The organism is Candidatus Neomarinimicrobiota bacterium (genome assembly GCA_036476315.1).
In the GTDB taxonomy this organism is placed as follows: Bacteria; Fidelibacterota; Marinisomatia; order Marinisomatales; family S15-B10; genus JAZGBI01.
Genome location: JAZGBI010000012.1, coordinates 1 through 16,206, shown reverse-complemented (window position 1 = coordinate 16,206; position 16,206 = coordinate 1). Strand labels below are relative to the sequence as shown.

15 protein-coding genes and 1 tRNA gene are annotated in these 16,206 nt (G+C 48.8%); 4 read left to right on the top strand and 12 right to left on the bottom strand.

All coding sequences use genetic code 11. The features are described 5' to 3' along the window. The 5 genes from V3U24_01420 to V3U24_01400 all read right to left on the bottom strand — a co-directional run. Window positions 1-393: hypothetical protein (locus V3U24_01420; protein MEE9166115.1), on the bottom strand; the 393-nt coding region annotated here is incomplete at its 3' end. Continuing rightward, complete coding sequence (locus V3U24_01415; protein MEE9166114.1) at window positions 386-997, bottom strand: TetR/AcrR family transcriptional regulator; 612 nt, start codon at window positions 995-997, stop codon at window positions 386-388. The genes V3U24_01415 and V3U24_01420, both read right to left, overlap by 8 nt. A gap of 357 nt (window positions 998-1,354) precedes the next feature. Continuing rightward, window positions 1,355-2,056, bottom strand: a complete 702-nt coding sequence (locus tag V3U24_01410; GenBank protein ID MEE9166113.1) for a PhoU domain-containing protein — start codon at window positions 2,054-2,056, stop codon at window positions 1,355-1,357. Between the two features lie 106 nt (window positions 2,057-2,162). Further along, complete coding sequence (locus V3U24_01405; protein MEE9166112.1) at window positions 2,163-3,260, bottom strand: Na/Pi symporter; 1,098 nt, start codon at window positions 3,258-3,260, stop codon at window positions 2,163-2,165. A 325-nt stretch (window positions 3,261-3,585) separates the two neighbouring features. Continuing rightward, window positions 3,586-4,209, bottom strand: a complete 624-nt coding sequence (locus V3U24_01400; protein ID MEE9166111.1) for a methyltransferase domain-containing protein — start codon at window positions 4,207-4,209, stop codon at window positions 3,586-3,588. 566 nt (window positions 4,210-4,775) lie between these two features. On the opposite strand from V3U24_01400, the gene V3U24_01395 reads away from it, so the two are divergent. The 3 genes from V3U24_01395 (at window position 4,776) to V3U24_01385 (ending at window position 6,895) form a co-directional block, all read left to right on the top strand. Further along, complete coding sequence (locus V3U24_01395) at window positions 4,776-5,015, top strand: helix-turn-helix transcriptional regulator (protein ID MEE9166110.1); 240 nt, start codon at window positions 4,776-4,778, stop codon at window positions 5,013-5,015. Further along, window positions 5,012-6,259 (top strand): type II toxin-antitoxin system HipA family toxin, encoded by a 1,248-nt coding sequence (locus tag V3U24_01390; GenBank protein ID MEE9166109.1) that lies wholly within the window; start codon window positions 5,012-5,014, stop codon window positions 6,257-6,259. Before V3U24_01395 ends, V3U24_01390 begins: the two co-directional genes overlap by 4 nt. 477 nt (window positions 6,260-6,736) lie before the next feature. Then, window positions 6,737-6,895, top strand: coding sequence for a hypothetical protein (locus V3U24_01385; GenBank protein ID MEE9166108.1), 159 nt, complete (start codon window positions 6,737-6,739; stop codon window positions 6,893-6,895). Between the two features lie 117 nt (window positions 6,896-7,012). Here V3U24_01385 and V3U24_01380 read toward each other — a convergent pair whose 3' ends face one another. Beyond that, the gene (locus V3U24_01380) at window positions 7,013-7,465 is read right to left on the bottom strand and encodes a hypothetical protein (GenBank protein ID MEE9166107.1); all 453 of its coding nucleotides are present in this window, start codon (window positions 7,463-7,465) and stop codon (window positions 7,013-7,015) included. Between the two features lie 664 nt (window positions 7,466-8,129). Beyond that, window positions 8,130-10,454, bottom strand: a complete 2,325-nt coding sequence (locus V3U24_01375) for a protein kinase (protein MEE9166106.1) — start codon at window positions 10,452-10,454, stop codon at window positions 8,130-8,132. Window positions 10,455-11,648: 1,194 nt separating this feature from the next. Here V3U24_01375 and V3U24_01370 point away from each other — a divergent pair. Then, window positions 11,649-12,470, top strand: coding sequence for a nickel-binding protein (locus V3U24_01370; protein MEE9166105.1), 822 nt, complete (start codon window positions 11,649-11,651; stop codon window positions 12,468-12,470). A 467-nt stretch (window positions 12,471-12,937) separates the two neighbouring features. Here the strand turns inward: V3U24_01370 and V3U24_01365 are convergent, their stop codons facing one another. The 5 genes from V3U24_01365 to V3U24_01345 form a co-directional block, all read right to left on the bottom strand. After that, a complete protein-coding gene (locus V3U24_01365; GenBank protein ID MEE9166104.1) occupies window positions 12,938-13,183 on the bottom strand; it encodes a GIY-YIG nuclease family protein in 246 nt (81 codons plus the stop codon). A 1-nt stretch (window position 13,184) separates the two neighbouring features. Further along, window positions 13,185-13,257 (bottom strand) — tRNA-Asn (locus V3U24_01360). Window positions 13,258-13,516: 259 nt separating this feature from the next. Further along, window positions 13,517-15,361, bottom strand: a complete 1,845-nt coding sequence (locus tag V3U24_01355) for a sodium/solute symporter (GenBank protein ID MEE9166103.1) — start codon at window positions 15,359-15,361, stop codon at window positions 13,517-13,519. Window positions 15,362-15,365: 4 nt separating this feature from the next. After that, window positions 15,366-15,581: a hypothetical protein gene (locus V3U24_01350; GenBank protein MEE9166102.1), complete on the bottom strand. Its 216-nt coding sequence runs from the start codon at window positions 15,579-15,581 to the stop codon at window positions 15,366-15,368. Window positions 15,582-15,640: 59 nt separating this feature from the next. Then, window positions 15,641-16,206, bottom strand: a 566-nt coding sequence (locus V3U24_01345; protein MEE9166101.1) for an HIT domain-containing protein, incomplete at its 5' end; no start/stop codon positions are given.

Below are 16,206 nucleotides of genomic sequence, written 5' to 3'. Positions count from 1 at the left end.
AAGACGGTCAAACCACATCAATGACCGAAGGAGCTTAGCCGGTCCGAAATTGATCTTTTGCAGTCCTAACCGAGATTCGAACCGGCGGGTGGAATAACGAAGCCAAAGACGATAGGCCGACGCATCTCCGGTATTGTCGGTTGAAATGACTTGATACGAAGCCGAGAGATTCGCCGAGATTTCAAAATCGAGGAGATTATCACCGGTCGTTGGGAATTGCATGGAAAGCGTTGGGATGTAACGAACACCAAAAGTGACCGGATATGAGGTTGATCCATTGTTAATGGTATTTGTCAATCCGGAGAGCTCACCATCAAACAGCTGGGGCATAACCACCGAGATAGGTAACACGAGTGAGCAGGTAATGATCACGTACCTGGGAATGTCAGTCATTTCCCTGTTCACTCTTTCCCATGATACCGTAAAAGAAAAACTCCGTCCAAACACGGGTAAGTTCATACGTGTTGGGAAAGATCGACAAGAGACGGGGGTCCTCTCTCAATTCCAACACATGGTCGAGCATGAATGACAGGAATTCCAGGTTAAGGTCTTTCCTTATCTCCCCCTTTTGTTGAGCTTCGCGGAAAATATCCAGCATCTGTTGCATGCCGCGTTGGGATCGTTCCATCATGAACTCATGAATCTCAGGCGTGTAGCCGAGTAAATCACGGTAGAATTCCTTACCAATACGTCTACCGTAATCGAGCTTGAGCTGAACGAATTGACTTATCTTTTCAGCAAATGCTTTCTCCTGGGACATGATATCGTCGAAGGCAACTTGTCCCTCGTCCAACAGAGTAACGATCACTCGTTTCGCCAGATCACCTTTATTCTTGAAGAACTTGTAAAAGGTCATCTTGCTGACTTCTGCAGTTTGACAAATCTCTTCCACGGTGACTCGTTTTACCCCGTATCGCATAAACAACTCTTCGGCGGTTCTCATGAGCTGCTGGTATTTGGGGGACTGGATTTCTGAAGGGTCAGGTGATTCGTTCATCCCTTGGGCCATTCGTATACGAAATTTACGATACTGGTACTACTTTACGATTTCTGTAATAAATATACGTCTTCGTAAACATATGATGCAAGTATATTTTACCCTGTATCCGTTGATTACTGGAAAAGACGAAAGACTTGGTCCGGACGCAACTCTCCTCCCGGTTCGCCACCGGTTTTGCGGATATCGCGTATTCACAGTTGGACTGAGAAAGCTTAGTCGGGATTAAGTCCGCTTCGGACTACAAACGGAAGGATTGTGTTAAAACTTACGGGAAGTATTCAATAGGAGGCCCGGAATTCCCGTCAATGGCAAAGGTGATCTCAGCCTGGAGTTGAGTGTTTCTCCTCGTGGAGGTCAGTCTGGTCCCTTTTCGGCTCGCTCCTTTACCACTTTCTCACGGAATCCAATTCGATCAAAAGGATTGACCACGCTGGTTGCAATATTGTTCAGATGAGCGCTGATACGTTTCAGGTAACGTACATAAAGAGCCGCGGCCGCTGCGTCTCCCGGAGACAAGTCCTTCACCTTCCCTTGGACAAGGTCATCGTCAATTTGGTCACATATGCCACTGATTTCTACCTTGAAGGTGTCCATCATCGTCCTTGCCTTCTCCAAGTCCTGATTCTTGAGTACACTGATAGTCTCATCAAACCGTGACTTAATCTCTTCTTCTATATCCGCGAGAGCCTCTTCGTATGCAGAGACTGACAATCTCTGGGGATGAGCGCTGGCCAGATCAAGAATGTTCTTACAGTAATCACCAATGCGCTCCATGTCAATAACGATGCTTACGAGCACCATTCCGCTGGGCAACGACCTGGGGCCCTGGACCGTACAGTGGGTCATCACCTTTCTCCGGACCTCCTGCAAATACTCATTGACAATCCTGTCCTTCTTCTTTATTTCACGATTGACCTTAAGATCGTCACTTTCCCGCAGGATACGGATTGCTTCCCAGAACATTTCCCGGCTGATCTCAAGCATTTCATACGACTCATCCCATGCTTGCAACAGAAGGTTATCAGATTTCCAGACGGTTATCAATTCTTTCCACATAGAATCACCTCATCGTAGAATTCTGTCACGGAAAGAACGTAAAACAAGCCTTGAACAGATGGATAGTATGTCAAACACTAGTGGGAGTCTCCTATGGATTTCTTATTCACCTCAAGAATATCAACGCAATCGGAACAAAATACAACAGAATATAGACGCTTATGAATATCGCCAGGTTTCGTGTTGATCTGCTCGCCTTTTCACCCACAAACTCTGCAAGACTTATGGGTATGAATCTCAAAGGATAGAAAATCATGATTCCCAGAATGTTAAAGCAAAGGTGCGAAAAAGCAACGGTAACCGCGACATGATTCAGAGTTGCGATGGCAGCAAGAAGGGCAGTCACCGTTGTGCCTATGTTTGCCCCGAGTGTGAAAGGAAAGATCTGCCTTATGGATACGAACCCCGCCCCCGCGAGCGGGACGATGAGCGATGTGGTGATGGAACTACTCTGCACGGCCACGGTAATGAGAATTCCCAGTACAAAACCTGAGAGATCGCTCCTGAACAGGTATTCGTTTATGACAGCTTCAATCTTACTCAGCATAAGAGTTCGCAGGGTCTTGATCAGAAAGGTTAGAGCACCAAAGAGAAGAATGAGGGAAAACACCAGCATGAAAATATTTCCGTACGGCAAAAGACCAAAGATACGGTCCAACCACTCTATGGTCGGTTCGAGAATAAACTTCAGAGGATTGAACAGTGTCAATCCCCCTGCACCTGAAAAACCCTTTTCCAATACAGTTGCAATTCGGGCAATGATATGAAAGGACATTTCAAGGGGAAATAGGATGATGACGGCGCAGATATTGAAAAGATCATGGACGATGCTCGCCGAAAATGCTCTTTGGAATTCTATCCGGTTTCTTATGTAGCCAATGGACACCAGGGAATTTGTGATGGTGGTGCCGATATTTGCCCCCATGATAATGGGAATAGCGGTGCCGAGCGTGAGTGCCTCTCCAGCAACCAATCCAACGACAATCGAGGTCGTAGTGGAGGAACTCTGAATCAGGCTGGTAGCAATGACTCCGATGATCAGACCTGCAAAGGGATTTGACGTCATCGATATTATGGCTTCGGCAAACCCTCTTCCAAAAAGCTTGAATGAATGTCCCAGTAACTTGATACTGAGCAAGAACAGGTAAAGGGTGATAAGAACTGCAATCGCCTTTACGATGTTCGAGCGGGTTACCGAACTCATTTCACGCCACCGGCAGGATCATTTCTCACCGAGTGTTTGCGCCAATCCAAAATGAATACACGCGCGAAGGGCCGGGAAAGGTATTTATTCGTCGCCCGGCGGGGTCAGTCGACAGAAGCCCACGGGCCATTTCTGTCAATTCCATCTTTGGGGGGAAGCAGTAAAGGGGTCCCAGCTGCAATGAATACCGTAAGGTTGCTGTCTGAGTATTTCATCCTAAGACTGGGATGAAGAGAAATGGAGCTTAGAAAGAAAGCGGTATAAATCAAAACTGAATTTTGACTATTCGGCAGAGATGACGAAAGGGATCGTTGTCGAAAGGGGTCTAGGGTATCTCTCTCATCATGGAAAAAACAACAAAGTGCTGCTTGGGAAGATAGTCGTGGTCGGCAATTAGAGAGTAGCCCGCAGCTTCCATCTCACTGATGATTGCTTCCTTTTTGGTCCAGTGACTTCCAAAGAGTCTGCCTATCCATCCGCCCGGTCTGAGTTCCACAACCGCCACACGTCCTTCAGATTGAAGATCGGCTTTCAATCGTGAAAAGTAGTCCACCCTGCCCTGGATGTGATGATAGGTGTTACACATGAAGATTATGTTAGAAACGGAGTCAGGTAAGAGTGGATCTCCAAATTCGCCAAGAATGACTTCCACCTTGGCGAATCCTTGTTTGACCGCCTCCGCTCTCAAGAACTCAGTCATGTCCTCATCTACGTCTACGGCAAAAACTTTTCCATTATCTCCAACTACATCCGCAAACTTGAAGGTGAAATATCCACCGCCTGCGCCAAGGTCAGTCACATAATCACCGGGACTGATCTTCAGGGACTCGATCACTTTGTCCGGGTGCTGCCATTTGTCCCTGTTGAAGCCTTCATAACCAAACTTCTTGAAACTGGCACAGCCGGAACATAGAAATGTGAAAATCAGGATTAAGAAAAGTGTTTTCATGAATGCTCTCCGACCAGTCTCATTGGAATCATAATTTCGGCGACGAAAACGGGAAAAACCAGTTGCTTTGGGACAGCCCGTCTACTCCCGATAAATCAGGATACGACGGACAGGGTTCACGCTACACTGCGTTACGCGGGACAAGCTCAACGATAAGATGTTGTTAGGGGGGGGCTTGCTCCTCATCCATCTTCATTTCTTTACGACGGATAAATAGTGCAGCGTGGGGGTGCTCCCCGGGTATCGCAAGAAGACGAATCTCTGGAAGAGAAATTTCTCCTACATCAGAATCCCGGTCGAGGTAAGAATGAAAGGCTTTGAAATCGCCAATTCCTGGTATGAGCATCCAGATATACTAGCTTCCAAGCACGGGTTGACAATTCTGTTTTTCAAACCGGCGGCTAAGAAGCCAACTCAGTCTTAATTCTTGGACAGCTTTCTGAGTCAGCAATGTGCCCGTACGGTAATATTTATATCAAAAAGACTCACATAAGACAAAATATTACCGTGCGGTAATATTTTGTTTGACAGGCACTCTATGATGTCGTATATTCCCGTTCGGTAACATGAATACTAAAAGTCCAAAGCAGCTTGGCGCTACTATTCGCGCAAGGCGTAGACAGTTGAAGGTCACCCAGAAGGATCTGGCACTGACCTGTGGTACGGGTTTACGCTTTATTATTGATCTTGAGAAAGGTAAGTCAACCTGCCAAATCGGAAAGATCTTACAGGTTCTCCAGGCTCTAGGGCTCAAACTCCAGATCAGCAACCCTAGCACTGACACTGATCAAGATGAAGAGACATGAATAGCTTGATCGTTTATTTGAACGCCGAGAGGGTCGGAACCCTCGAACAAGTCGATAGTGGCTTGCTGCAATTTTCCTACGATCAGGCATGGCTGAAGAAGCCGGGCGCCATGGCCCTTTCCCGTTCACTTCCGCTCCAAAGCGAGGTGTTCCCAGGAAAGAAGGCCCGGCCTTTCTTTGCAGGCATACTGCCTGAAGAGCAACCACGAAGAACGATAGCGAAAATCCTAGGGATTAGTGACACTAATGACTTCGCTATGCTTGAGAGAATAGGAGGCGATTGCGCCGGAGCAGTCAGCCTGCTTCCTGAAGGCGCGGCGCTGATAGATCCGAAAGACACTAGGCGCCGCGAACTGACCAAACCGGAATTAAGACAACTCATAGACGAGTTACCTAGTCGTCCCCTAATGGCTGGTAAGGATGGACTGCGACTCTCCCTCGCTGGTGCGCAGGATAAACTACCAATCATCGTACATAACAACAAAATATGTCTCCCTCTTGGTAGTATTCCCAGCACCCATATACTGAAACCAGAGCCAAGTCATTTTTCGGGACTGGCCACCAACGAGATTTTTTGCATGACTCTAGCGCGGGCTGTGGGTTTGAACACACCCAATGTGGAATACCGTCTGATCGGAAAGAAACCGTGCATCTTAGTTCAAAGATATGACCGAGCAACTGATGAAAATGGCAGTACGACCCGACTCCACCAAGAGGACTTCTGCCAAGCACTGGGATTCCCGCCGGAACGAAAGTACCAAGCAGAGGGAGGCCCGACGCTTAGCGACTGCATTTCGTTGCTTCAGGACTGGTCCACGACACCCGTTCTTGATATTCCCCACTTCATTAATGGTCAGATTTTCAATGTATTAATCGGTAACACCGACGCTCATGGCAAAAACTTTTCGTTTCTGTATTTCAGTAGTGAGCGGAGGCTAGCGCCATATTATGATCTTGTCTCCACTCTTGCATGGCCTAATCTCTCCAAGAATCTTGCGATGAAGATTGGAGGCTGCAAATCAATCAGTGCGTTTACGATTGGTGACTGGAAGAAGATGGCAAAGAAGAACGGTCTTGGTTGGCCGATGATACGAGAACGAATGGCCGAAAGCGGACACAGTATATTGAACGAGCTCGGCGAGGTCCGGGCTCAGACTATTGAACACAGTAATTCTATGGCCACACTACTTTATGAAACCATAGGAGATCGGGCGTCCAGAATGCTCGATGCGCTTTCCAAGTAAGATCACTAATCGTACGAAAAATATCTCTACACTATCTTGACCTGCTCCCCAAAAACTGGACCACGGATAATGCGAGTCTTTTCATTAAACTAGCATAACGACGGAGTGTCCATACAAATGGTGTCCATAATGTGGGTATATTTGACTAAGTCTGACTAAGTGTGACAGGGTAGAGGGTATAAAAGAAGACCCCAATTCCTCGTCGGAAAACGGGGTTGTCGACGAGTGAGCCCGGCGCGACTCGAACGAGCGACCAACGGCTTAAAAGGCCGCTGCTCTGTAATGTGCCCAACCTGCCACCCAAATAGGTGTCTACGGAATCGGAAAACCTTCAACCTGCTCCAGGCCTGAAGCTCAGAAAGAGTCAGAGAGTTTTCGCCACTTTTCAGGCCTAATTGCAGCCTAATTGCAGATTCTGGGAGCACACTCGTCGGAAAACACAGGACTATTAGTCCGTTGGTGGGAATCTTCGCACTGATGAAGTTTGCTCAGATGATCACCGCAGCTGAAGCATCTTGCGAGTCCGAGCGAAAGCTCGTCCCGAGCCTGGCGAGGGATCTCGCGCCCAGATCTGATACAGGTAAACTCCGCACTCACCTGTTCACCCACGTCATTGGTCCCATCCCACGTCACTAGCTTGTATCCGGACACACATTGACCATAGCTGGCTATTCCCTCGTTACTACGCCGCGAACCACTTGATGAGTTTTTAGCGAGGTCATCGCTTGCGGTTAAAGCGTAAAGATTATTTGATTATTTCCTGAATGCGATCTCTTGGGCCACTATACTCCCGCGGAGGGTGCGAAGATCCTCGCGATTGATGTTTGCCTGTTGGGCCTTTTGAACAGAGCCCTGTATCCTGCCAGCAATCTTCTCGGAGTATTCGGCGTTAGCTAAATCAAATGCAGCCCAATCCTTGTGTTCCACAAGCAGGATCAGGTCGGGCTCACCATCTCGCGGGAAGCTAATGTTTAGCATCTTGTACGAAATTATTAGACCATCTTTCTTCTGCGCCTCCAGGTACTTACGCCACACGTTCGAAAGATCGCTGATGTAGTCATTGAAATGTCCTGGTTTTGTGTCGACGTAGGAGATCGCCCATACGCTTCCCTCCTGCCAAACACGATCGGAAGACTGCGCCTGCAAAGGCTGCGTGACTATCCCCAATAGGGCTAACGCTGTCATGGTACGCAGTAGTGACTTCATTTGTTCACCTCCTGTGAATGTTTTTGGTTCAGTCCGACTAATGGCCTCAAGCTGAGCTGCCCAGCAAAGCTACTATGAACGGATTTCCCTCCCCTGGCATTACCCAAGTCAGGTTTTGAGGGGATAATCTCACCTGTCTGTCCACCCCCCAGCGGAATGACACCCGGATACTACGATTCTGATATCATATAATCAATAAGGAGATCTCTAACTTGCGGCCTCCTTTTTTCTCTTAAAAGTCAAGGGGAATGCTCAAGTATGGATACGTTTTATGGATATAAGTTTTGAAAAAAGGAGTTTTTTCATCGGTGAGTTTTGGTGCGGCAACGGACTTCTCCGAAGGATCCTCTGGACAATCCGTTGCTCGCCCCGACGGTTCGGGGAAACGACCTTTGGCCTGACAGGGCCTATTGGAGAAACCTGTAACGAAAGAAACGAACTGCTACGAAATTCATATGCATTCGTTATTTCACTCCGCGGAAGTGATCCACCCTCCCATTGTAGCAGTCCCGCCTCTATCAAATTGGGCAGTGGAGAAAGTCAGCTACCTATGAGTTTGAAATTCCCGTCTTTTGTACAATCGTGATCCCGCCTTCACCAGGCTATTCGAGGATCTTAAAGTGGGATATTGTTTTACCGACTTGTCCGCCGTTTTTGGGGAGGATCATTTTTCTAATCCCATCTTCTTCAACAGGGCCTGGAAGCGCGGGTCGGAGCGCAGGGGGTCGTAGATGGGTTCTACTTTGATGTGTAGTAAATTGCCTGCTCTCTCCTCATAGGCTAGCTCCAACCATGTCAATGCCTGATCCCTCTCGTCAAGTCCACTATAGATCCATGCTATGAAAGGTTCTAAACCTATCCCTCCTTTTCTCCTTTCCTCCGTCAATTCGTCTAGCACTTTCAACGCCTCCTCCCGCCTACCAGACTTAGCATAGACCGATCCGAGGTGTCCTAAGAAAAACGTGCTACTTCCCAATTCTAACAACTTTTTGTACTCTACAATAGCTTCGTTATACATACCTTTGGTAACATAAGCCGCCGCATAAGCCACTCCAAGTCGCCATTGTGCAAGGGCATAGTTTGGCTGTATCTCAAGCGCCATCCGGTACGATTCTATCGCTTGATCATATTGGCGATTGTACTGATAGACGAGCGCAACACATTGGTGGGCCCAAGCCGAGAGAGGATCTAGTTCCACTCCACGTTTTACCTCGGCTAATCCCTCCTCTAACCTCCCTATCCGTGCTAACAACAAACCATACTCTAAGTGCGCAGCACTACTGCCAGGGTTCAATTCAATTGCACGTTGGAATGCTTGCTCTGCTCCTTCCCAGTCCCAATCGTTAAAGTTAAACTCTCGCACCAGGCCCAATGCGATGTGCGCTTCAGGAAGTGTCTCGTCCAATTCCAGCGCCTTCGCCACGGCCTTCTTCCCCTTGGACTCAGCCATTAACACAGCGTACGAATTTGCCAACCAGGCATATGCGGGTGCGAAGTCCGGGTCCTTTGCAATCGATTGCTCGAAAAACTCAACCGCTCGCTGCCAACTATCCATGTATCGGAAGTGTAGGCCCCTGAGATAGAGCTTGAATGCCTCCGGATCCACCGCTTGTGCTTGTCCCAGACGTGCCTCGTCCTGCGGTGTCACCTCCACTGCGATCTCCCGTGCAATGGCCCGTGCCACTTCTTTCTGTAATGACAAAATATCACGAAAGTCACGCTCGTAATCCTCAGCCCACAAATGCCGGTCCTCTGCCGCGTCAATCAACTGTGCCGTGATCCGAATCTGTTCCCCTGCAAGGAGCACTGAGCCGTCTACCAACGCACCTACTTTCAGCTCCCTTGCTATCTCTGGCAGCGACTTGTCCGTGTCCTTGTAGCGCATGGCTGATGTTCGCGAAATCACCTTCAATGCCTTAATCTTGGACAATTCAGTAATCAACGCCTCGGTCATGCCCTCGGCAAAGTATTCCTGCTCCGGGTCACCGGAAATGTTCTTTAAAGGCAGAACAGCAATCGAATCTATGGGCTCTCTCTGTTCGGGAAAGAAATAGATTCCAATCAGAACAGCCAATGCCACCAACACAGCAAGTCCAGCATAAACATAAAATGGATTTCTCTTTGACTCTTTTGTAGTTGGTATGTGAGCTTTGGTGATAGCCGTCCGTCCTGATTCAATATCTTTCTTCAACTTCTTCAAATCCGCAGCCAGATCATCTGCGTGCTGGTAACGGTCCTCAACCTCCTTCTCCAAAGCTTTATGAATGAACTCTTCAAGTTTTTTGGGAACATTGGGATTCAGAGTGCTGACTGGCAGTGGAGCCTCATTCACAATGGCGTAAAGAATAGCGGCGTCGTGCTCTGCTTTGAATGGTAGTTGTCCAGTCGCCATCTCATACATCACTACACCAAAAGAATAGAGATCACTCCGGCGATCCACCTCTAATCCTTCTGCCTGCTCCGGTGACATATACGCCAAAGTACCCAGGGTGCTTCCCTCCTTAGTAACCCTTGTCACTCCTTTCCGCTTCGCCAGGCCAAAGTCCATGATCTTCACAAGTCCTGTTTTGGAAATCATGATGTTTTCGGACTTGATATCCCTGTGAACAATATCAGTCTCGTGGGCTGCATTGAGTCCATCCGCAACAGCAATGGCACAGTTCAAAAGCTCCTTGGTTTTCAGTGGTCCCTTTTCAACTTTGTCTTTAAGCGTTTCACCTTCCACATATTCCATTGCGATGAAGGTCTGTTCCTCCACTTCGTCAATCTCATAGATAGTCATGATATTGGGGTGTTCCAGGGCAGAAGCGGCTTTCGCCTCATGGATGAAGCGTTGCTTATCCTCTTCGCTGCTGCTCAGGTGTGCGGGAAGAAACTTGAGTGCAACATAGCGGTCGAGCTTAAGGTCCTCGGCTTTGTAAACAACACCCATCCCACCTTCACCGAGTTTTTCAATGATTTTGTAGTGGGATATTGTTTTACCGATCATGGTCGTTTAGCCAGGAGCCCGATCGTTCGCCAGAATGGATCCTTGAATCCTAATTGCCTGTTTCGTCCAGATGGGTTCAGACTTGCCGTCGGAAATATGAATTGAAGTTACCTAAAATGCAATGAAATCCCATCCTCTGCCGGCATTACCCAGTTCAGGTCTTATCGGTAGAATCTCGGCTGACCTGTATGAAGAGCACCCCCAATTTGACAATGCACTCATTTTAAGGAACAAATACCGATCAGGAAATCTCTTTGAACTACCTTGGTCCAAGACACTCCGGTCCCCTCCCGTCTGCGCGGGACAGGATCAACCGCTTTTCAGACCATATTGCAACCAGATTGCAACCGACTCTACTTCTTCCGTCGAGAAGCACCGGACTCATAAGCCGTTGGTCTACCAACTGAGCTCCGTCCACCATCGGAGCAGGACATAAATCTTTCTCACAATGTTAACGCACTGATTGTACGGAAGCTGAGAAAACGGTAATAGACTATCGATTCAGTTACAAATCGCTCCGGTGGAGGGACTCCCTTCGGTAAACTCAGGGCAAGTCATCTGTCTTGGCCCTGTCCTCCCGTTTGCGTCGCCGAGGGTTATTCGTTATTCCAACGTAGAAAGTTTTCTGATCGCAAAGAAGCATATAAACATGCCATGCCTGTTCCGCGGTGAAAAACCCCCAATGCTTGCCCTGAGCCTGCTGATTTATGCTTGCACTGAGCCTGCCGAAGTGCTCCCATGGTGCAACGAAAATAAGATATTTGCCTTGCCCAAATATCCTGGTATTGATGTGCCCATTCACTTGAATTACCGGGAACCTGAGTTAGTAAAATCCAGAAGTCCTTCCCCCCTTATTTGATTTTACCTCTACCAGGATAAATGCATCTTTGGTTAGGTACTTTAAACGCAAGAACACGAAAACCAAAGCTGGGATCGATTCAAAGATGTTTTGAACAATACCGTAAGTTGATGGAGGCGAATGACTGGACTCAGGCTGATCTAGCCAGGCAGCTGGGAGTTAGTAGGACATGGGTGACGAAGGTGCTAGGTAAGACGGATTAATCTTGCATCATTGTAGGAATAATTTACACATTTACGGCTAACCAACTATTCTGATTGATTCAGTTATACACATCCCTGACAGCAGGAATGAGGGTGAACTGGGTCACTAAATGCCATATAGGAGGTTCGTATATGCCGTATTTCATGGATATACATGAAATTACAGAGGGGGTCACAGATGATGATCTGGCTGAGGCCCATCTCAAAGATATTGCCTTTCAGGAGCAGTTTGGAGTGAAGAGTATCACGTATTGGCGTAATGAAGAGATGGGGCATTCCAATTGTCTGCTTGAAGCACCCAGCGTTGAGCAAGCCAATGCGCTGCATCAAGCTTCGCACGGACTCGCAGCTTCGGATGTAATTGAGGTGGACAAAGCGGTTGTCGAAGCCTTTATGGGGCGCATTGATCAGACCCCAGCAGCACTGGATCCTGCGACCACTGATCCCGGGTCAGCGCTGCGAATCATATTTTTCACGGATATGGTTGGCTCCACCGCCATGACCCAGAAATTGGGTGATGATGCGGCGTTGAATATTCTGGAAAACCATGATACCACCGTTCGATCGGCACTGCAAAAGCACGGAGGACGCGAGGTGAAGCACACGGGAGATGGTATTATGGCATCATTTGCATCGGTGACGGGGTCGGTCCACGGTGCTATCGAGGTTCAGCGCTCACTCAATGACCATAACCAAGCCAACCCTGATCAAGCACTGCACGTGCGAATTGGCCTATGCGCAGGCGAACCGGTGGAAAAAGACAAGGACCTCTTTGGGGCGTCTGTACAACTAGCGGCCCGTATCTGTGACTATGCACAAGCCGGAGAGATTAGGGTCACCCGCACGGTTCAGGAGCTGTGCTTGGGCAAGGGTTTCCGTTTTGATAATCCCCAAGCGGTGACGCTTAAAGGCTTTGAAGAGCCCATCAAAATCGCCACTGTCATGTGGCGATAGTGACCTGCTCTTGTCTCGTCCCGCTGTTCCAGAGGGTGAGGTCCCTAAACAAAGAAGTCCGAGAGAATTCATCTCCAGGACTGTAACACCAAATCGCTCCGGCGGAGGGACCCCGCTACACTCCGTTACGCGGGACAAGCTCGATCAAGATGGGACACATTGATTATCAATACTTGCACCTCGTCCATCTTCATTTCAATACGATGGATAAATAGTGCAGCGTAGAGGTGCTCCGGCGGAGGGACTTCCCGATACGCCCCGACAAAACATCGGGATTTCACTTCGTTCAACTGCGCCATCGGGATCTTCCAACCTGCCCCACGTTGTGGGTGGCTGGCAGGCGCTGCACTGCGACTTCTCGTCCCTCCTCGCTAGAACAAAAAACCCCGCTTGTGCGGGGCAATGTGAAGCTCCGGCGGAGGGACTCGAACCCCCAACCTAGTGGTTAATCCGGCAGCCGCCGGACTCTACCCATTAAGTAGATTCCTTCGAATGAAATCCCTTCCTTGGTGAGATTTTAGTTCCCCCTCTCTCCGCATTGCTTCCGACCGACTGCTGAACTCTTCATAATAAATCAACTCCCAAGGAACGTAAGCCTTCGTGGCTGTTACCTCCTCCCGATTGTGTTTCTCCACACGATAACGAAGATCGTCAGTCTGACCTATGTATAATCGATCAAAAGATCTTGAGTACAGAACATACGTGAAATACAAGCTCCGGCGGAGGGACTCGAACCCCCAGCCTAGTGGTTAACAGCCACCCGCTCTACCCATTGAGCTACGCCGGAATTGTCAAGAAACCTACCAATGGAAGACCGGAGACACCTAGTGGTTAATCCGGCAACCGCCGGACTCTACCCATTGAGCTACGCCGGAATTGTCAAGAAACCTACCAATGGAAAACCGGAGACACCTAGTGGTTAATCCGGCAACCGCCGGACTCTACCCATTGCCTGTCCCGCAGTTTGTTTGCGGGGAGCTACGCCGGAATTGTCAGGTCCAAGAGCGATCAAATTTAGGAAGAATCCAGGGGGACGACAACCATCGTTACATCTCCTTCTCCACCACCAATACCTTCCCCTTGACAAAAAGTCCACGCTTGACTTGCTGGTTTGTCATATACACAATGCCCGGTTCATCATGGGGCTCACCCATCACGGAATGCAGTGACTTTAACCCCCCCAGCCACTTCCTTCTGTCACATAAATAGACTAGGTCCCCCGGCTCAGCGGCCATGGTATCAAGGTCGGTTCTGGAAAGCCCTACTGTATCATCAGCTCCATCCGCCTCCCTCCAGTTCACCATCACTTTCTCGCCTTCCCTATCGTTGGGTTTTCCCCCTTTGAAGATTTCTCGGGCCCCCTGAATGTCAAAAATGGTGAGACCTTTAATGTTTTTTGACGGCTTGGAGCCAGTGACCAGGCTCACCACCACTCCTACCAGGGTACAAACAAAGATATTATAGAGGGCGCCTATATAGATGTATGGCTTACCGGCTTGCATGGCGATGCCGTGAGCAAACGGAGTCACCAATTGAGGGAAAAGCTGCCCGAGAATCATGAGTCCCGCACCGGCCGTGAATGTCGCAATAACAGCTGCTGATGTAAACCGTTTCCAGAAAACACCAAGAAAGACTGCCACGACCAGGGGAGGGGTAAAGGTGGAATGGAACCATCCATGCGCTTCGTAGATTGTCTCAAATGAATTGAAGACAGGAACGAGAAGGACGCCGAGGGCAGTGACACCGACAGATACCCAGCGAGCCACCTCGAGGAAATGGTGGTCACTACGTTCCTTCTTAACAATAGGCCGATAGATATCGTTCACAAAAACGGCGGCCGATGCATTCACCAGCGTATCCACCGTTGACATCAGTGCGGCGCTCAAAGCTGCAATAAGGAACCCAAAAACACCGGGACGGGCTACCAGATTCGTCACCTCCACGAAGATGTCGTTGGGATCCAGATTGGGATCAATTGTTCCGGGGAAGACATTCACGATGGCGCGGCCAATCCAGCCCGCGTTGGACACTACGATAGCCGAGACAGGCAGAACAAATAGGACATTGATAGCGGCGGCTTTACGACCTTCATTCACGCTCCTGGCAGCCATGAATCTCATAATCAAGCCCTGGTTCAAAAACAAGAATCCCACACTGCCCGCAAAACCATCCTGCCAGAAGATACCCACAAAATTGAAGTCGGGAGGGCGATTGAAGTCAGCCAGAGGCAATTTGGCCTGGGGCGACAGTGCATCCCAAAAAACGTCGAATCCTCCCAGGTAGTTGAGACCGAGAAAGAACAGGAATAGACCTGCAAACAACAGAATGAATCCCTGCAGCAGGTCGGTGAATATGACGGACGTCTGCCCGCCAAAATGCATATAGACGGCCGTCAGAACGGCGATCACCACCACAGTCCACATGAGTGGGATTCCCAGAATTTGGTACAAGGCAGTCGCCAGGGTGAGGAAACCGATGGAAATGTAGCCGATCATGTACAGGAGGATCATAAGAGTTGCCAGCCCGCGGGCGGTCCTATTGAACCTCCGTTCAAAGTATTCGGGAATGGAACCGACCCGGGTATAGTAAATGATTGGCAACCATCCGAACATGAAAAAGGGCATAAAGAACCAGTCATTCATGTACGTCATGGTTGACGAAAACCCGTATTCGAATGCTTTCGAAGAGTACTTGATAAAACTGTGAGATCCCACTCCGGTGGCCACGATGGATACGGTAATGAGCCACCATGCAAAACGTCTTCCACCGAAGAAGAAATCAGAAGTTGTCTTCGCGTAGCGGCCAAAATAACTGCCGAACAGAAGGATGCCGGCGAAGTAGACAATGATGACGATCTGATCCAGTCCGGTTCCTACCGTTTCGCCCAGCATCTTCTCAACTCCGTAAAGCGGCCCAAATGACGACAGCATGTATCATAGCGTACCAGACAAAGCCAAACAGGAGTACCCGGAACCAGGATCGATCTCTCTTCAGTTGAAGATTCAGGGAACGGTATCGAAGGATGATCCAGAGCCCCACCAGAAAAAAGATTCCACCTACACCGTAGAGATAGATGTAGGGAAGCCAGGTTCGGGAGAATTCAAGAATCACTTTGTTCGACTGTTAAGATGCTTCCCAAAGGGACTCCTTCGAAGGATGTGTTCCACTGCTTACAGATCACTTGGTGATATTTTATCAAACTCAGGTTTGAGTGAATCATAGGTCTCTTTGAGACCCTCTACAACCGTTTTCGTATGTCCAATTACCGGCATAAAATTTGTGTCCCCTACCCATCTGGGCACCAGGTGATAGTGCACATGCTCTTCGATTCCCGCACCGGCCGCCTTCCCGACGTTGAGACCAAAGTTAAATCCTTCGGCTCTCAGCTTTTTCCGGACTATTTCCATGGCGTGGTCCAGAAGAGTCATAATCTCCATCTTCGTGTCTGTGGAAAGTTGGGTGGGATCACTCTGATGTTCGTAGGGAGCAAACATCAGATGGGCGTTGTTATAGGGATACAGATTCATTATGACAAAAGAATGTTCACCGCGGTAAAGAATCAGCATATCCCGATCATCGCCTTTTTTGGGTTTTTCACAGAATATGCACCCCTCGTGTTCGGGGGACCTGACATATTCAATTCTCCAGGGAGCCCAGAGGGTTTTCATGGAAGACGGTTGATGGGTGATGGATGAGGGAAAATGGATGAGGGTTGAGGGAAAATGGATGAGGGTTG